Here is a 17,741-nt window from a genome sequence, read left to right as displayed (position 1 = left end):
CCTCATTTAAACGCCGTTGTGTAGTGCATCTGCTTGCTGGCTGAATAGAAGTGGGCAAGTTGCTCGCTGAATTTCCCCGGATCGTGCTGCTCAGCAATTCGCTTCAGTGATTGCGCAGAGTATTGCGTGATCACGCCCGGATTACGCAAAATATCAATGATATGCGCCTTAAGCTGTTGCACGATTTGCCGGCGTATCTGCAGTTTGCTCTCCTGCGAATCCACCACAAACTCATATTCGTCATTGACCGGCTGCTGAATCAGCCACCCTGTACCGGGTGGATTGATCTCCGGCAAGGCGCGAATGTTGGTGGTGATCACCGGACAGCCACTGGCTTGCATCTCCAGCACCGAGAAGCCGTAAGTATCCTGCCAGCTGGGCAGCAATCCCACGTGCGAATGCTGCAGCAAGGTCAGCACCTGATTGTTGGGCAGGGTGGTGAAATGCTGAATGTGCGGCGAGATTTTGATGAGGTGTTCAATGCGCGAGTAGAACGCCTCATCATCCTGAAAATGTCGGTGGGCGATATTATGCCGTTGCGTGATGTCACCGATTAGCGTCACCTGAATCTGACCGCGAGTGAACACATCCTCTTCAGTTAATTGGGAGATAGCCAGCACCACTTCCGCGCCGCCTTTGCGATAGAACTCATTGCCGATAAAGATGAAACGAATTTCTCCCGGCGAGATCAGACGCGGTTTGACGCACAGCAGCGGCTGCGGCGGATGCAGGACGTTAAGCTTGTGTCTAACGGCGGCTTTGATCGCGGGAAAGGCGTCGAGCAGCTTCAGCTGGATGTTAAGCGTTGCTTGCGAGATGGCAATCAACGTCAGGCATTCCGTTCTGGCGATTAATTGCAGTTGCGACTTCAGTTGAGGATTGTCGAACTTCGCCACTCCAGGCACCGGCAGTACGCGCGGGATTTCGGTTTCAAAAGTGGCGATCCAGTTCCTTTTGGTGTCGGCCACTTCGTTGAAGAGGTGAATGACATCCGCATCATGTGGCAGCAAGCCGGGAAGCGGGAGAAAAATAAATTGTTTATTTTTATGTAAGATTCTTGCTCTGACGGCATTTAAATAGAAGTAGATATTCTTTTTGCGACAATCAATATATTTATTGTGTGGGTTGGTGATGATATTTCTTTTTTCAGGATATCCGCTTCCACTGGTGATTATCTTCATAATCTCTCCTGGTCGGTAGGGAACAGAATGAACAGAGGTTAGAGATGGGTTTAATCGGGTGCGCGGGTTCCACGTCATCAAGTGGATTACGCACCGAAAGTAACGATCAAAGTTTGATTGAATAATCTGTAACCTAAAGGCAATCAGGGGCGGGATCTATGTCTTAATGTGAATGATTGCGCGCGCCTCTCTCTGCACTCATTCGACCTGAAGGGATTAACAGTTGGTTTTGCTGCTCTTTTAATGGAATGTTTTTGGTTAATCGTTTTCCGATTGTTGTTTTTTTTCAGATTTGTCAGAACAATGCATAAATGAAATTGAATTAAGTTTGATTATTAATGGAAAGTGAAATTACCGGGGCGATATTTCAATAAAAGCGATAATAGAAATATACAGAATTAAGCCATGACACAGTTCCAGGTAAAGTCAGGTTCAAGCTCAACGCTAATTGCGCTATAGTAGCGTTTCACATTCATTTGTAATGCCATCACTTATGTCTGACGCCGCTGTACTGAGTCATGCTCAGTTAAATAAACGCATCATTTCCGTTATTGTCTTCACCTTCTTCTGCTATCTCTCAGTAGGGCTGCCGCTCGCGGTGCTGCCGGGATTTGTGCATAACCAGCTGGGTTTCAGCTCGTTCATCGCCGGGTTGATCATCAGCCTGCAGTACTTCGCCACGCTGCTCAGTCGTCCGCATTCGGGCCGCCTGGCCGATCGCTATGGCCCGAAACGCGTGGTGATGATGGGATTGGTGTGCTGCGGTATGAGCGGCGTGCTCTCTCTTCTCGCCGCGTTGTTTACCGCAACACCCATGCTGAGTCTGGTGCTTTTAGCGGTGGGTAGGCTGTTTTTGGGCGTGGGAGAAAGCTTTAGCAGCACGGGTTCGACACTGTGGGGGATGAACCTTGTCGGACCGCTGCAGACGGCGCGTGTGATCTCCTGGAATGGCGTTGCCACCTACTTTGCGATGGCGATAGGCGCACCGCTCGGAGTGCTGCTCAATCAAATGTTCGGCATCAGCGGGTTTGCCGGACTCGTGGCGTTGATGGGCGTGATCGGTTTCTGCATGGCGAGTCGTAAGGCGGCGGTCAGCGTCACTGCGGGCGTGCGTATTCCTTTTCATCGCGTGGTCAGCCGCGTCTGGCTGTTCGGGCTGGCACTGGGCTTCGGCACCATCGGCTTTGGCGTCATCTCGACGTTTATCACGCTCTATTTTGCCAGCCGCGACTGGAGCGGCGCCGCCTTTGCCCTGACCTTGTTCAGCCTGGGCTTTGTACTGGTGCGACTGGCCGGTGGCCGCTACATCACCCGTTTCGGCGGCTTGAAAGTGTCGCTGGTGTCGTTTGTGCTGGAGTGTGCCGGTCTGCTGTTAATCTGGCAGGCCGACAGCAGCTGGCTGGTGGATATCGGCGCGTTCCTGACCGGCGGTGGTTTCTCACTGGTGTTCCCGGCGCTGGGCGTGGAAGCGGTTAAACGCGTGCAGCAGCAGGATCAGGGATCGGCGTTGGGGACGTATTCGGCGTTTCTCGATTTAGGGCTGGGATTGACGGGTCCGGTGGCGGGGTTGCTAATTGGTCATTGGGGGATGCAGTCAGTGTATCTGGCGGCGGCCCTGATGGTGCTGGGCGCATTTGCCATTACGTTGCGTCTGCAACAGCAGCACGGCCGCCAGGCAGCCGTGCAAACTGTTCATTAATATTTCTCAGGTACCACCATGTTTTCTGGCACTGGCGCGCGGCGATAATCTTCATGACGTTCGCGCGTCGGTAACATAATGGTTTTGCTCTCACTCTCTTCGTAGGGTACCTGTTGCAGCAGATGGCTGATGCAGTTCAGACGCGCACGCTTCTTATCCACACCTTGTACCACCCACCATGGCGCTTCAGGAATATGGGTGCGCTCCAGCATCTCTTCTTTCGCTTCGGTGTAATCTTCCCAGCGGCGACGGCTTTCGAGGTCCATCGGGCTCAATTTCCACTGTTTCAGCGGATCGTGGATGCGGCTCAGGAAGCGCAGCTCCTGCTCTTCATCGGTAATCGAGAACCAGTATTTGATGATCTGAATGCCGCTGCGAGTCAGCATTTTTTCAAATTCCGGCACGCTGCGGTAAAACTCTTCCACTTCGGCTTCGTTACAGAAGCCCATCACGCGCTCAACGCCTGCGCGGTTGTACCAGCTGCGGTCAAACAACACCATTTCACCGGCTGCAGGCAAGTGAGCAATGTAGCGCTGGAAATACCACTGTGTTTTCTCACGATCGTTCGGTGCGGGCAGAGCGGCGACGCGACAGGTGCGCGGGTTTAAACGCTGGGTGATACGCTTGATCACCCCGCCTTTCCCGGCGGCATCACGGCCTTCAAACAAAATCACCACGCGATGTCCGGTACGCATTACCCAATCCTGCAACTTCACCAGCTCGCCCTGCAGATGCAGCAGCTCACGGAAGTAGCGGCGGCGGAAAGCCTTATCGCCTTCCTGCTGCGGTTCGCCATTATCATTGAAGCGCAGATCGTCCAGCTCCATTTCCAGCTCTTCGTCGTAGCTGTCGTAAAACTCCTGCAGCAGACGCGCATTAAATGTCTCGCTGTGGAAGCTATTGTCGTGTGTCGCCATGACTTTTCCCCGTTACAGATGAATAAACAGAGCGTAAAGCAGCCCTGAAAGTAAGACCGAGACCGGCAGCGTCAGTACCCACGCCAGCGCGAGGTTACGAATCGTTGAGAGCTGCAGACCAGATTTGTTGGCGGCCATTGAACCCGCTACGCCTGATGACAGCACGTGCGTAGTGGAGACCGGCAAGCCGAAGACATCCGCTGCGCCGATGGTCGCCATCGCCACCAGCTCCGCACTGGCACCCTGTGCGTAGGTCAGATGGGTTTTGCCGATGCGCTCACCGACGGTGACCACAATGCGGCGCCAGCCCACCATGGTGCCGAGGCCAAGGGCAATTGCGACCACCACTTTCACCCACATCGGGATAAAGCGCGTGGCGGCATCCAGCTCTTTCTTCACCGCAGTAAGATTGCTGGCAATCTCTTCCGGCAGCGCGACTTTGGCCGATTGCAGATGTTTGATGGTTTCGGAGGCAAGATACATATCGTTACGGGTGTTGGTCACTGCCTGGGCAGGGATATTTTCCACCGCACCATAACGGCGGATCTGATCGCCGATATCGCCCAGCATCATGCCAAGGGCAGGGAGTACCTGAGGGCGGTTCTGGCTGGTGCGCACAAACTCGGTCAGTACTTCACGCGGTGCGGGCATTGCAGCCGGTGCCGGTTGCAGCGTTAGCAGTTGCTGTTCAGTGACCTGAGTTAACGCGGCCACGCGCGGGATTTGATCCGGCGGCAGTGAACGGTTCAGGGCGTAGGCAATCGGCATGGTGCCGACCAGAATCAGCATGATGAGGCCCATGCCTTTCTGGCCGTCGTTTGAGCCGTGAGCGAAAGAGACGCCGGTACAAGTCAGGATCAGCAGGCCGCGAATCCATGCCGGTGGAGGCTGATTGCCCTTTGGTGCTTCATACAGCTGGCGGTTGCGGATAAAGGCCTTCATCGCCAGCAGCAGGAGCGCCGCACAGATAAAGCCGACAATCGGCGACAGCAGCAGGGCGTAACCCACTTTGATCGCCTGATCCCAATCCACACCGCTGGTACCACTACGACCGTGCAGCAGGGCATTCGCCACGCCCACGCCGATGATCGAACCGATCAGCGTATGCGAAGAGGAGGCTGGCAGGCCGAAATACCAGGTGCCGAGGTTCCAGATGATGGCCGAGAACAGCAGCGCATACACCATGGCGAAGCCGTTGCCGCTGCCTGCCTGCAGAATCAGCTCCACCGGCAGCAGCGAGATAATGCCAAACGCCACCACGCCGCTGGAGAGCAACACGCCGAGGAAGTTGCAGAAGCCAGACCACACCACGGCCACACCCGGCGACAGCGAATGGGTATAAATCACGGTGGCGACAGCATTGGCGGTATCGTGGAAGCCGTTAACAAACTCAAAGCCGAGCGCAATCACTAAAGCCACGCCCAGCAGCAGGAACGGCGTATAGCTGGTGACAGGCGCGCCGGTCTCCTCCACGTCATTAAACAGGTTGATGGCGGTGAACAGCAGGCCGCCGCACAGCAGGATCAGGAAGATGATGCGTGAGATTTTTCCGTTGCCCTGGTTAAGATTCGGGCGTCCGTTTTGGGACGATGATGTTGATGTAGATGCAGGTAAACTGTTTTCAGCCATAACACACCCCGGTGTGGATTGACGATGCTCGATTGGCATCCGTTACCCGCAGTGTGATACGTGGTTTGTATGACAGAATGATGATCGCGATCACGCTCTGTCATCTTGCTGTAACACGGCTGTCGCAGTCTGTGGATCTGACCGCTTCGGGATCCTCACGCTGCCATGCTCCAGCCTGTCTTGCCGCTTGCCTCATTGCCGGACTTCAATAATGAAGTGGCCGGACTCATCCATGGGTATCTGTTCACGCCGGAAGCACCGCCACAGCGGCTCAACGCGCGTGAAGCTTCGCAGCTCGCGCAGCAAAATTTGCCGGAATCCTATTTTCTTTGGCTACACATCAACCTGAACCATGCCCGTGCCGAGCGCTGGGTTCAGGACCACTTTAGTGTAGACGATGATTTTTTCGATGAGATCCATTCTGCTTCACCGCGCACACGTTTGGCCCATCAAAACGATGCGCTGCTGGCGGTGCTTAATGATGTGACGTTCAGCAAAGAAGAGCGCAGCACACAGAACGCGACGTTGTGGATTTGGTGCTGTGCGCACACCATTGTCACCGCGCGTTACCGCCCGGTGGGAATGATTGAACGCATGCATCAGCAAATTGATCGTCTCCCGTTCGCCGAGCCGGATGCGATGCTGTTGTGGTTGCTGGGTGAGCAGGAAGCGCAATTGGAGCAAGTGGTGCGTCGCTCCAGTCAGGCGGTGGATGCCATTGAAGAGCGTTTGCTCAGTGCAGCGATTAAAACCAACCGCAGTGAGTTGGGCCATTTGCGCCGTATGCTACTGCGTGTGCAGCGTTTGCTGGCACCGGAACCCGCCGCGCTATTTCGTTTGTTAAATCGGCCACCAAAGTGGCTTAAGCGCGAACCGCTCAGTGAATTGCGCATCTTTACGGAAGAGTTCAGCGTGGCATTGAATGACCTGGCGGGACTGATGGAACGCATTCGCTTGTTGCAGGAAGAGATTGCCGCGAGTTTGATGGAGCAGAGTAACCGCACGCTGTTTTTACTGACGGTGATCACCGTGCTGGCGCTGCCGATTAACATCATTGCCGGCTTTTTCGGTATGAACGTGGGCGGGATTCCGCTGGCAAATAATCCGCACGGTTTCTTACTGTTGGTGATTGTGGTGTTGGTGTTTACCCTGGTGGCGGGCTGGCTGGCGCTGAGACGGCGGCGGGAATGATGCCCAGGCATCCAGGCGCGCATCAAGGGACTACCGGGCACACAGGTAATAGATCAGAACGACCACATAAGTCACCATTTTGTGGTCAGTCGAGTCGGGTAATAGGTTTTTGCGCCCATAAAAAAACCAGCCGCAATGGGCTGGCTTTTTACTGCATGGCGAGTCAGCGATTACAGGCTGTTGCCGGTCGCTGGTGCAGGCTGAGCAGCCGGAGGCACATCACTCTGCGGTGCAACGGCACTGGCACCTTGCGGAGTCATCGGCTCTTCTTTCGGCGTGGCGTCAGAAGATTCCTGTACCGGCACCGGCGCAGGCATCACTTCACCCTGCGGGCCATTGATCTTAACTGGCATACCGTTACGCGCCTGGATAGCGTTGTTCACTGCATCCTGGTTAGTGCTGCCATCGGCAATCACTTTGGTTACCGCAGCGGTCAGCGTAATCGGCACCACTTCACGTGAGTTGAACTGCTCTTCGGTAGTAGAAAGTGGGTTGTGCACTTCTACATAGCGAGAACCATCTGGCTCAACGGTGGCTTTCACCGGCTGATCGATAAACTGTACGCGAGTACCAACCGGCACGTTGTCGAACAGCCATTTGATGTCGTCAGCACGCAGACGCACACAGCCGTGGCTCACGCGTAAACCGATACCGAAGTTGGCGTTAGTACCGTGAACTGCGTACAGGCGGCCGATATACAGCGCATACAGGCCCATCGGGTTATCCGGACCTGCCGGGAATACCGCTGGAATGCTTTCGCCACGTGATGCGTATTCTGCGTGCATCGCTTTGGTCGGCGTCCAGGTTGGACCGGCTTTTTTACGCTGAACCGTCGTGGTCCAGTTCACTGGCGTGTCTTTGCCCAGTTCGCCGATACCGATTGGCAGCACAACCACGGTCTTGGTGCCTTTCGGGTAGTAGTAAAGACGCATTTCCGCGCTGTTGATCACGATGCCTTCACGCGGGGCGTCAGGCAGAATCAGCTGCTGAGGGATCACCATTTTGGTGCCCGCTTTTGGCAGATAAACATCAACGCCCGGATTGGCTTCCAGCATGTTGCTGAGGCCCATCTGGTACTGAGCAGCGAAGGCTTCCAGCGGAAGTCGGCTGTCATCAGGCACGGTGATTTCAAGGTTTTCGCCGATCAAACGGCTGTTAGCCGCTGGCAGCGGATACACTACTGCGAATGCCGACTGGCTTAACGCCGCCAGTACTAAAGCAAGTGAAGCGAACGCGCGAATGCTCTTTTTCATGTTTTTCAAGTCGTTATAGCCGTGTTTCAGGCTTGTCAGTGTGTCGAATCCATCTTGGTCTCAATGACCCGGTGCGCATTATATGTGCATAGGCGCAGTGATGGGAATCAGGATTTTCAATGGCTGATGATACTTTACTTAATTAGTGGGCATTTCCCGACCCATCTCGTTGCCGTACCGCCCAAAATGTGAATTTTCTTAAGGCTGCCACAGCGTCACTTCATTACTCAATTTACGATTGAGGAAAAAAGCGGCACTGATTAACGCCAGATGCGACAGCGCCTGCGGCATATTCCCAAGCGCTTCGCCATGCGTAGTAAATTCCTCAGCGTACAATCCCAGGGGATTGGCATAGCTCAGCAGCTTTTCAAACTCAAAATGCGCCTCATGCACGCGCCCGGCCCGCGCCAGACACTCCACATACCAGAAGGAACAGGCGGCAAAGGAACCTTCACCCCCGGTTAAGGCATCGGCAGGCGTTTCGCTAATGTTATAGCGGCGCACTAAACCGTCGCTCACCAGGTGGGTTTTAATCGCGTCAAGGGTGGCGATCCAGTCAGGATCGGTGGAGCTGACAAAGCGCACCAGCGGCATCAACAGCATGGATGCGTCCAGGAACTTGCCGCCGCGTGTGGCAGTGAAATGACCCAGTTCCGGGTTCCAGAAGTTTTGCCAGATGTCGTCGCGAATTTCACTGCGCACACGATCCCAGCGCTCATACGGCATTGGCAACGAACGCTTCAGACCGAGACGCAGGGCGCGATCCAACGCCACCCAGCACATCAGGCGCGAATGCAGAAAGTGCTCCGGCTCACCGCGCATCTCCCAGATACCGGCATCGGGCTGGTTCCAGTTGCCGCAGACATAATCAATCATGTCGGACACATGCCGCCAGCCACGCTGTGAAATGGCTTCACCGTATTTATTGGCAAGGTAAATGGCATCCATCAGTTCGCCGTAAATATCCAGCTGGGTCTGCCGCCACGCATCATTGCCGATGCGCACCGGGCGCGAGTTGGCATAGCCGGAAAGATTGAGCAACTCGGTTTCATGCAGTTCGGTGCCGCTGTCCAGGCGATACATCACCTGCAGGTGTGGCGTGTCGTCATGACTGTGCTCGACGCAGCGCCCCACCCAATGGGTAAAGTCTCGCGCTTCTTCCACATAACCCAGCCGCATCAGCGCATACATGCTGAAGGAGGCATCGCGGATCCACGAGGCGCGATAATCCCAATTGCGCTCGCCGCCTAACTCTTCCGGCAAACCAAAGGTCGCTGCAGCCGCAATCGAACCGTGCTGTTTCGAGGTAAGTAGTTTGAGTGCCAGTGCGGATCGCGTCACCATTTCCTGCCAGCGTCCGCGATACGTACTGTGGCTGCTCCAGCGCCGCCAGTAGGCCAGTGTGTCACTGAAGCACTGTTCAGTGGCAATCTCCGCCACGAAGGGATCGTCATCGCTGCCAAATACAAACTCAGCAGATTCCCCGGCTTTGAGGGTAAATTCGGCAACTGCACTGTGGTTTTCACGGGTCATCACCACCGTAGCACTCAGCCGTAACGCGGGCTGGCCTTCGGCAAGAAAGGCCACGCCACCGGGGCGCAGTTCGGTATGGGTTTCAGCACGGGCATAATCATGGCGCGGGGCGCACAGCAAATTGAAGGTGGCCGAGCCGCGCACCATTTTGACCCGACGTACCAGTCGCGGCACTTTATTGGGCTGGTCGCAGATCGGCATGTAATCGGTGATCTCCGCCACGCCCGCATCGCCTAACCAGCGCGTCTGTAAAATATTGGTGTCCGGCAGATAGAGCTGCTGCTGGCGCGCATTTTTCCAGTCGGGTGCCAGTGAGAACAGACCGGCATCATCGCCATCCAGCAACGCAGCAAACACGGATGGGCTGTCTAACTCGGGCCAGCAGAGATAATCAATGGTGCCCTCATTGGCGATCAATGCACAGGTCCGTAAATCCCCAATCACGCCGTGATCATCAATTCTGCGTTTAATTTTGCTCATCCTGCCTCCTTGACTGCATCTGATTGTTAACTATAGACGAAAGGGTTTTTTCGGCTGACCCGAGGCACAGATCGATAACTTCTATACTGTGAGGACACCCATCACGCAGGAGAATGTTATGGCACTGGGCAAACAGAAAGTGGCCGTGGTTACCGCATCCGATTCCGGCATTGGCCGCAGCTGTGCCGTCATGCTGGCCGAAGCGGGCTACACGTTAGGGATCACCTGGCGCTCAGATGAAGCGGGGGCGCAGGAAACAGCGCGACTGGTCGAAAGCAAAGGGCAAACCGCACAGGTGCGACAGCTGGATCTCTCCGATCCGCAAGAAGGGGGCAAGCAACTGGCGCAGCTCATCAATTCACTGGGTCGCATTGACGTATTGGTCAACAATGCGGGCGTGATGATGAAAGCCGATTTTCTCGACGTCACCTTTGAAGATTGGCGCAAAACGTTCAGCGTCGATGTGGATGGTTCATTTATCTGCGGACAGATCGCCGCCCGCCATATGGTCGATCAGGGCGATGGCGGGCGCATCATTAACATCACTTCAGTGCATGAACACACTCCGTTGCCGGATGCCACCGCTTACACCGCGGCGAAACATGCGCTCGGCGGTCTGACCAAATCGATGGCGCTGAGTTTGTTGCCCCATCGCATTCTGGTGAATGCGGTTGCACCGGGCGCGATTGCTACTGCGATGAACCATCTGACTGACGATCAGGCGCGCAGCACACGTATGCCGGAAATTCCGATTGGACGGCCCGGCGATACGCGTGAAGTGGCAAGTTTAGTCGCGTGGTTGTGTTCGGAATGGGCGACCTATACCACCGGACAATCGTTTATTGTTGACGGTGGCTTTATGTTGGCCAACCCGCAGTTTAAAGGTTATCACCACTAATCCGCCCGGCGGCGGTTCCAGCGGCGAATCACGTAACGCAGCGCGATGCCGAACACAATCGCCGCCACCAGCCACAGCAAATGTTTAAGATGCTGGTCGAGTTTATGCAGCCACGGAGTAATGATCTCCCCGGCGAAGTAACCCAGGGTGACAAAGATCAGCGACCAGAGCGCGGCGCCTATCACGTTGAGCACAAAGAAGCGCAGCGGTTTTAACCGGCTGGTACCGATGATGATCGGGCCAATAATGCGGAAGCCGTACATAAAGCGCACGCCAATCACAAACAGACTCGGGCGCTTCTGAATCAGGCGATTGGCTTTACGAATGGTATCTTCATGTTTACGGAAACGGCGCAGAATGCGCGTACCGTAGCGACGGCCCAGCCAGAACAGCAGCTGATCGCCGATAATTCCTCCCACCATCGCGGCCAGCACCACGCCGGTGAAGTGCAGCAGGCTTTCATGCGCCGCCACGCCGCCCAGCAGGGTAAAAGTTTCCCCTTCCGCGATACAGCCAATCAGCAACGCCAGATAGCCGTACTGCGTAATTAATCCATTGATATCGAGATGCAAATTTTCCTCCCTGTCGCGAGTGATTCAGGTAACAGTTTATACGCCAGCGGCTTTTTTTGTGCCGCTGTCCGCAAAAACAGCCGCGCCGATTATACTTGAAGGGAAGCTGCCTGAGTGAGACAGCCTGATCGCTGAAGTGGCAGCCCGTCGCATCAGAGGAGTGATTTTATGAATCATGTCTGGGGTCTTCTGGCGCATCCTAACCAGGAAATGCGCGATATCAAGCAAGAAAACGAGAGCGTTTCGCACCACTACACCCACCATGTTTTGATGATGGCAGCGATCCCGGTGATCTGTGCCTTTATCGGTACCACACAACTGGGCTGGAATCTGGGCGAAGGGCAGTTCGTGCAACTCAACCTGCTGACCGGCATCGGTCTCGGCATTCTTTTCTATCTGATTATCTTAGGCGGCGTGGCGGTGATGGGCCGCGTCATTCATTGGATGGCGCGCGATTATCCGCAGCGTCCCAGCATTCAGCGCTGTACCGTGTTTGCTGGCTATGTCGCTACCCCGTTATTTATTAGTGGGCTGGTGGCACTTTATCCGCTGGTGTGGCTGTGCGTGTTGGTCGGCGCAGTGGCGTTACTCTATACCGGTTATCTGCTTTACGTCGGCATTCCGGTGTTCCTCAATATTGATCGTGAAGAGAGCATGCGCTTCTCAGGATCGACACTGGCGATTGGTGTGCTGGTGTTTGAAGTGCTGCTGGCACTGACCGTGGTGTTGTGGGGTTACGGACCACGATTGTTCTAACCTGCAACGACACCGTGAACGGGAGGCCATTAGGTCTCCCGTTTTTTTAACGCTCAGAAACAATCTACCTAAGAAATTTCGCAGATAAGCGCGTATTATGCTGCTGCCAGCCCGCATCCCGTCTGGTTTGATGCGCGCGGCCTGTGTCTTAAACACGGCGCAAAACTCCTTACCGGATTTTTTTGACACGATGTCTGTAAAAATGCGTATTTCCTTGCTGTCGCTGGCGCTATTTGTCGCCGCACCGGCAGCTGTCACTCCGGCACTGGCCGCGCCTGCTGCGCTGTCTAATCTGGCGCCGATTGCCCAACCGCAAATCGCCTCCGGCAGTGCCATGATTGTCGATCTTGAAACCAATAAAGTGCTGTTCTCCAGCCATCCGGATCGTGTGCGGCCTATCGCGTCACTCACCAAGCTGATGACTGCAATGGTGGTGCTGGATGCGAAACTGCCGATGGACGAGATGCTGTCGGTGGATATCAGCCACACGCCAGAGATGCGCGGTGTGTTCTCGCGCGTCAAATTGAACAGTGAAATCAGCCGCCGCAATATGCTGCTGCTGGCGCTGATGTCATCGGAAAACCGTGCTGCCGCCAGCCTGGCGCATCACTATCCAGGTGGCTATGACGCCTTTATCCGCGCGATGAATGCCAAAGCGCGTGCGCTGGGCATGACGCATACCCACTATGTTGAACCGACAGGTTTGTCGATTCACAACGTCTCCAATGCGGAAGACTTGATCAAGCTGGCAAAAGCCACGCGTCAATATCCGTTGATTGGTGAACTGAGCACCACCAAAGAGGATACGGCGGTGTTCAAGCATCCGAACTATGCGCTGCCGTTCCGTAACACCAATCACCTGGTGTACAAAAACGACTGGCGTATCGCATTGACTAAAACCGGTTATACCGATGAAGCCGGCCACTGCCTCGTGATGCGCACGGTGATCAATAACCGTCCGGTGGCGCTGGTGGTACTGGATGCGTTTGGCAAGTACACCCACTTTGCCGATGCCAACCGTCTGCGCGACTGGCTGGAAACCGGCAAAGCGGCACCGGTTCCGGCAGCGGCGCTGGCCTACAAGAAGCAGAAATCGTCGCAAACGGCCAGCAACGAGTAATTACGACGTCTGTTTCCCTTCACAGATGCACAATGGATTGTGCGTCTGTGAGTGCTTCCGATTGGCGGGATAAGTACTCCCGAATGACCAAAAAAATCCCTAATCGTCAGCACCAATGTTTTCGAGCTTCATTCCTATAGTTTCCGCTTCGGCTACGCTCTACACTGGCCGCCATCTAAAGTTAACTGGCATTTATCGGCTGTCATTGCGCTGGAATCTCACTCATATGTACAAGCTTCGTTCGCTATTTACCCCATTTATACTGCTGCTGGTGCTGTTAAGCCCGGCACTGAGCTACGCGGATGACAACACTGCCGCCGCGGCTCAGCAAGAGGACGCCGCACCAAAGGTCAATCCTGCGGTTGAGCTGCCGAAAATGCAGAAAATCCTCGACAAGATTAAAGGCCAGGTGTCAGGCGATACCAATGAGAGTCAGCTCAACCAGCTCAATGAGATGGCGCTGGAGCTATCCGGTAACGCAGAAACTTTAGGCCAGGCGCTGATCCCGCAGCGTCAGCAACTGGATGCGCAGCTAGCGGTACTGGGTCCGGCACCGAAACCGGACAGTGGCGTGAAAGAAACGCCGGAAGTGACGCGCAAACGCGCCTCGCTGGAGAGCCAGAAAAGTAAACTGGACGATCAAATCAAGCAGGCCGATGGCATTAAAAATGGCGCGCTGGTGCTTTCCTCCCAGATCGTCAACCTGCGCCGTGATCAGTTGAAGAGCCAGCTGGCGCTGAACTCTGGTAGCATCCTGGGGCCGCGCTTTTGGGCGCCCATGGTCAGCCGTCAGGATTTAGATGGCGAGAAAATCAGCGACTTTATCGCTGAATTGCAGGACACCGCTGCACTCTCCTGGGAGCCTGGCTGGCGCTTTGGCACTATCGGCTGGTTGATTGCGGCCATGCTGGTGATGACGCTGGGGCGTCGTTACAGCGAAGAGTTTCTCGCCTGGGTGAGCATCCACAAAATGCCGGAAGGGCGTTTGCGCCGTAGTTTCCTGGCGGCAGCGATTGCGCTGACCACCTTGGCCGCGGTGGTGCTGACCTTTAACTTTATCGCGCTGGCGTTTACCCGCCGTGATGAAGTCTCGACTGACGTGCAGGATTTTGTTGAGCGTCTGGTACAACTCAGCGTTTATTGCGGTTTGATCGCCGGCTTGGGCCGTGCTTTCCTGTCGACGCGCCGTCCGAGCTGGCGATTGCCAAGCATCTCCAATGAAGTCGCGCAGGCGCTGAAGCCGTTCCCGCCGATTACCGCTGCGCTGGTGTTTATTTTCCAGACCGCAGAGTCCTTTAACTACAGCGTCGGCACCAGCCTGAACACCACCATCTTCGCCAACGGCCTGACGGCGCTGTTGATCGGTACCACCGGCCTGGCGATTAGCATGCGTACCAACCGCGTGCGCCGTCGCCTGGCGCAAGAGGGGAATCCACCGGAAGCGCGTCCCACTATCGTTGGGCTGGTTCAGCTGGCGTTGACCCTGACCGCGCTGGCGATTCTGATTTCGTTGATCATCGGTTATGTCACGCTGGCCCGCTTCCTCGGTTATGAGGTGATTTGGTGCGGCATTCTGTTTGGCTCGTTCTACTTCCTCAGTCATTTGATCAATGACGGCTGTGAAAGCCTGTTTTCTACTAACAACGCCACCGGCAAACGTCTGCAGACCTCGTTAAACATTGATGAACGCCATCTGCAGCAGGCGGCTACGCTGCTGGGCGCAGTTGGTAAAACCGCACTGATCGGTATTGTGGTGCTGGCGCTGCTAAACGGCACCTTCGCCTCTTCAACGCCGATCGAGCTGATTCAGAAAGTGATTGAGTTCTGGGGCGGCAAAGGGCTGGAGTCGTTGAACATCGTGCCGGCGCATATGGTGAATGCCATTTTGTGTCTGGTGGTGGGCATCTATGTGCTACGTTCGGTGCGTCGCTGGCTGGATAAAGATTTCCTGCCAAAAACCACCATGGACGTGGGCATGCGTGTGTCGCTGGTGACGCTGTTCAGCAATATCGGCTATGTGCTGATCATTCTGCTGACGCTGTCGATCATGGGCCTGCAGTGGAACAAACTGGCGTGGATCGTCAGTGCCTTGTCGGTCGGTATCGGTTTCGGCTTACAAGAGATCGTGAAGAACTTTATCTCCGGTTTGATTCTGTTAACCGAGCGCCCGGTAAAAGTGGGCGATCTGGTGAGTATCAGCGGCATTGAAGGGGATATTCGCCGTATCAATGTGCGTGCCACCGAGATTCAGCTGAGTGATAAATCCACGGTGATTGTGCCGAACTCACAGTTCATCTCACAGAACGTGCGTAACGCCACCATGGGCAATGCACAGGGTGTTGTGACCATTATGTTGACCTTCCCGCTGGATATTGATCCGGTGCGCGTGCGTGAGATTCTGCTGGAGGTTTACCAGGAGAACGAGCGCATTCTGGAAACGCCTGAGCCATCCGTCTCATTCAAGGATTTGACCTCTGCGGGCATCGTGTTGAGCGTCACCGGCAACGTGGCGGGCCAGCGTCAGATCTCCAGCGCTAAGAGTGACCTGCTATTCGATATTCTGACGCGCCTGCGCAAAGAGGGCATTGTGCTGTCCACACCGCAGACGATGATCATTGAACGTCGAGCCGTGCCAGCGGCCACGCAGGAAGAGGGCGAGCAACTGCCATAATCCATTGGGCGGCTCTCGGGCCGCCCATTAATTTATCAAGCCTTAACCGCCCAACCTTTCTGTTTGCTGGTTTTGCCGATCCCCGGATTAAAAGTATTGGTCGGATCCAGCTGACGATAAAACGCCTGCAACTGCGGTTTTGCCTGATACAGATGCCCGACGTTGTGCTCAGCCGGATATTCGGCACCGCGTTCGCTGAGGATCGCCAGCATCTTCTCCTTCAACGCATGCGCATCCACGCCTTTCTTCACAATGTAATCCTGGTGGAAGACATGACAGAAGAAGTGGCCGTAATAAAGGCGATGACTAAGATCGTTATCAAACTCCGCCGGTAAGCGCTCAAACCAATCCTGATCGTTACGACGCAGCGCGATATCCAGCGCCAGAATATCTTCCACTTCATCCGCATGCACCGCGTGGTAGCGCACTGCGGCACCGGCAGCGGCGAAGCGATGCAGGAAAGCATGTGCGCCTTCCTTGCCGTCACAGGCAAAGAACTCGCCACCGCCTTCGCGGAAGTATTCGTGCAAATACTCCTGCGCTTCCGCTACGCCTTCACCGGACATTTTCAGCATTAGGTGATGCTCAAACTTATCGCGATACTGCTTCATACGTTTCGGCAGATGGGCAGGTAACCAACCGCTGATGCGCTGCAATACGCGATCGGTGAAGTGCGGTTTAACAAAACTCAGCTTATCCAGCCAGGCATCCACCCGACCTTTCAGCGTGAAGAACAGTGGCATTTTGTCGGTGCCGAGCTTATCGATCATCACAAAAGTGTCTTTGCCGTACACTTCGGCGATATCGAAAATGTCGCGGTGCATGTATTCGCCCGCTACCGGTAAGTTTTTAAACTCGGCCAGAATATAGCGGCGCAGATCGCCCAATACCGCCGGATCGTTAGTACCGATATAAAACACCTGTTGCTTCGGTTCGCTGGGGAAGGTATCAAGACGCACGGCGAATACCGCCAGTTTGCCCGCGCAACCCGAAGCCTCGAACAGGCGGCGCTCATCGGCGTTGAAGCGAGCGGGTGTATCCGCATGGATATCGCGCACGCGTTCTGCATATTCATGATCTGAAGCATGACGTTCATCCCAGCGCACATCGCTCTGCTGCCAGCGATCGTCATCCAGTCGACCGAGCATCTCTTCCGGCGAGTGGCCGAGATCCATGCCGAGATGATTGACCAGCTTCAGTTTGCCGTCGGCATCTATCTGCGCATATAGCGCCATTTCGCTGTAGGCCGGGCCGCGTTTGATCAGTGAACCGCCGGAGTTATTACAAATCCCGCCCATGACCGACGCGCCGATACAAGAGGAACCGATCACCGAGTGTGGTTCACGTCCCAGCGGCTTAAGGGCTTTTTCCAGCTGATAAAGGGTGCTGCCAGGGAAGGCCAGAATCTGATTGCCGCCATCAATCAGCTGCAATTTATCGAGGCGCAAAGTACTGATGATCACCACCGGGCGATCGTAATCATTGCCGTTAGGCGTGGAGCCTTCGGTCAGGCCGGTGTTGGCGGCCTGCATCAAAATCACCGCATCGGCCTGCACCAGCGCCTGCAATATCCGCCACAGTTCCAGCAAGGAACCGGGGAACACCACCGCCAGCGCATCGCCTTCACCGGAGCGGAAACCCTTACGATAGCGTGCGGTTTGTTCCGCCTCAGTTAACAGGTGTGAAGGGCCGACGAGGCGGCGCAGTTCAGCCAGCAGTGTAGGGTGTGAGGTGTTGTTATTCATGAACCTGTCCTTGTCGTTAACGTTGCGCATCTACTTTAGCACGCGTCAACGGCATGGTCGCGGTGTGACATCGGTGGCTACCTGCTATCCTGAACT

13 protein-coding genes are annotated in these 17,741 nt (G+C 55.2%); 6 read left to right on the top strand and 7 right to left on the bottom strand.

What is annotated here, in order from left to right:
* Positions 1-2 precede the first annotated feature (2 nt).
* A complete protein-coding gene (locus FD744_RS06875; RefSeq protein ID WP_160867832.1) occupies positions 3-1,181 on the bottom strand; it encodes a glycosyltransferase family 4 protein in 1,179 nt (392 codons plus the stop codon).
* A gap of 493 nt (positions 1,182-1,674) precedes the next feature.
* Between FD744_RS06875 and FD744_RS06870 the strand changes: the two genes are divergently transcribed.
* Positions 1,675-2,880, top strand: coding sequence for an MFS transporter (locus tag FD744_RS06870; RefSeq protein ID WP_160867831.1), 1,206 nt, complete (start codon positions 1,675-1,677; stop codon positions 2,878-2,880).
* Here FD744_RS06870 and ppk2 read toward each other — a convergent pair.
* The gene (ppk2, locus tag FD744_RS06865; RefSeq protein WP_034821073.1) at positions 2,877-3,797 is read right to left on the bottom strand and encodes a polyphosphate kinase 2; all 921 of its coding nucleotides are present in this window, start codon (positions 3,795-3,797) and stop codon (positions 2,877-2,879) included. The two genes, FD744_RS06870 and ppk2, sit on opposite strands and share 4 nt — an antisense overlap.
* A 12-nt stretch (positions 3,798-3,809) precedes the next feature.
* Positions 3,810-5,426, bottom strand: a complete 1,617-nt coding sequence (locus FD744_RS06860; protein ID WP_034821070.1) for an inorganic phosphate transporter — start codon at positions 5,424-5,426, stop codon at positions 3,810-3,812.
* A gap of 165 nt (positions 5,427-5,591) precedes the next feature.
* Between FD744_RS06860 and FD744_RS06855 the strand changes: the two genes are divergently transcribed.
* The gene (locus FD744_RS06855; protein ID WP_034821067.1) at positions 5,592-6,617 is read left to right on the top strand and encodes a transporter; all 1,026 of its coding nucleotides are present in this window, start codon (positions 5,592-5,594) and stop codon (positions 6,615-6,617) included.
* A gap of 170 nt (positions 6,618-6,787) precedes the next feature.
* On the opposite strand, the gene FD744_RS06850 is transcribed toward FD744_RS06855, so the two are convergent.
* Together FD744_RS06850 and FD744_RS06845 are read right to left on the bottom strand one after the other, a co-directional pair.
* Positions 6,788-7,870 (bottom strand): L,D-transpeptidase family protein, encoded by a 1,083-nt coding sequence (locus tag FD744_RS06850; RefSeq protein WP_160867830.1) that lies wholly within the window; start codon positions 7,868-7,870, stop codon positions 6,788-6,790.
* A gap of 198 nt (positions 7,871-8,068) precedes the next feature.
* Positions 8,069-9,883: a glycoside hydrolase family 15 protein gene (locus FD744_RS06845; RefSeq protein WP_058961596.1), complete on the bottom strand. Its 1,815-nt coding sequence runs from the start codon at positions 9,881-9,883 to the stop codon at positions 8,069-8,071.
* Positions 9,884-10,001: 118 nt separating this feature from the next.
* Here FD744_RS06845 and FD744_RS06840 point away from each other — a divergent pair, with 118 nt between their 5' ends.
* Positions 10,002-10,781 (top strand): SDR family oxidoreductase, encoded by a 780-nt coding sequence (locus FD744_RS06840; RefSeq protein WP_160867829.1) that lies wholly within the window; start codon positions 10,002-10,004, stop codon positions 10,779-10,781.
* Here FD744_RS06840 and FD744_RS06835 read toward each other — a convergent pair.
* Entirely contained in the window at positions 10,778-11,353 is a 576-nt protein-coding gene (locus tag FD744_RS06835) for a DedA family protein (protein WP_160867828.1), read from the bottom strand. The genes FD744_RS06840 and FD744_RS06835 overlap by 4 nt on opposite strands.
* Before the next feature lie 168 nt (positions 11,354-11,521).
* On the opposite strand from FD744_RS06835, the gene FD744_RS06830 reads away from it, so the two are divergent.
* From FD744_RS06830 to FD744_RS06820, 3 genes are all read left to right on the top strand, one after another.
* Complete coding sequence (locus tag FD744_RS06830; RefSeq protein WP_034821054.1) at positions 11,522-12,109, top strand: Yip1 family protein; 588 nt, start codon at positions 11,522-11,524, stop codon at positions 12,107-12,109.
* A 190-nt stretch (positions 12,110-12,299) separates the two neighbouring features.
* Positions 12,300-13,229, top strand: coding sequence for a D-alanyl-D-alanine endopeptidase (gene pbpG, locus FD744_RS06825; RefSeq protein WP_034821245.1), 930 nt, complete (start codon positions 12,300-12,302; stop codon positions 13,227-13,229).
* Between the two features lie 226 nt (positions 13,230-13,455).
* Positions 13,456-15,900 carry a DUF3772 domain-containing protein gene (locus tag FD744_RS06820; RefSeq protein WP_160867827.1) on the top strand — a complete coding sequence of 815 codons (2,445 nt, stop codon included), beginning with the start codon at positions 13,456-13,458 and terminating at the stop codon, positions 15,898-15,900.
* Positions 15,901-15,935: 35 nt separating this feature from the next.
* Here the strand turns inward: FD744_RS06820 and dld are convergent, their stop codons facing one another.
* Complete coding sequence (gene dld, locus FD744_RS06815) at positions 15,936-17,645, bottom strand: D-lactate dehydrogenase (RefSeq protein WP_160867826.1); 1,710 nt, start codon at positions 17,643-17,645, stop codon at positions 15,936-15,938.
* Positions 17,646-17,741: the final 96 nt, after the last annotated feature.

Source organism: Pantoea sp. Taur (assembly GCF_009830025.1).
In the GTDB taxonomy this organism is placed as follows: domain Bacteria; phylum Pseudomonadota; class Gammaproteobacteria; order Enterobacterales; family Enterobacteriaceae; genus Pantoea; species Pantoea communis.
The sequence above is the reverse complement of the archived record's forward strand: the minus strand, read 5'-3'. Positions and strand labels throughout refer to the sequence as shown.

Bases quoted from the DNA above. Each gene is read 5' to 3' on its own strand.
- FD744_RS06875 (WP_160867832.1), bottom strand. From the start codon at position 1,181: ATGAAGATAATCACCAGTGGAAGCGGATATCCTGAAAAAAGAAATATC.
- FD744_RS06870 (WP_160867831.1), top strand. From the start codon at position 1,675: ATGTCTGACGCCGCTGTACTGAGTCATGCTCAGTTAAATAAACGCATC.
- ppk2 (WP_034821073.1), bottom strand. From the start codon at position 3,797: ATGGCGACACACGACAATAGCTTCCACAGCGAGACATTTAATGCGCGT.
- FD744_RS06860 (WP_034821070.1), bottom strand. From the start codon at position 5,426: ATGGCTGAAAACAGTTTACCTGCATCTACATCAACATCATCGTCCCAA.
- FD744_RS06855 (WP_034821067.1), top strand. From the start codon at position 5,592: ATGCTCCAGCCTGTCTTGCCGCTTGCCTCATTGCCGGACTTCAATAAT.
- FD744_RS06850 (WP_160867830.1), bottom strand. From the start codon at position 7,870: ATGAAAAAGAGCATTCGCGCGTTCGCTTCACTTGCTTTAGTACTGGCG.
- FD744_RS06845 (WP_058961596.1), bottom strand. From the start codon at position 9,883: ATGAGCAAAATTAAACGCAGAATTGATGATCACGGCGTGATTGGGGAT.
- FD744_RS06840 (WP_160867829.1), top strand. From the start codon at position 10,002: ATGGCACTGGGCAAACAGAAAGTGGCCGTGGTTACCGCATCCGATTCC.
- FD744_RS06830 (WP_034821054.1), top strand. From the start codon at position 11,522: ATGAATCATGTCTGGGGTCTTCTGGCGCATCCTAACCAGGAAATGCGC.
- pbpG (WP_034821245.1), top strand. From the start codon at position 12,300: ATGTCTGTAAAAATGCGTATTTCCTTGCTGTCGCTGGCGCTATTTGTC.
- FD744_RS06820 (WP_160867827.1), top strand. From the start codon at position 13,456: ATGTACAAGCTTCGTTCGCTATTTACCCCATTTATACTGCTGCTGGTG.
- dld (WP_160867826.1), bottom strand. From the start codon at position 17,645: ATGAATAACAACACCTCACACCCTACACTGCTGGCTGAACTGCGCCGC.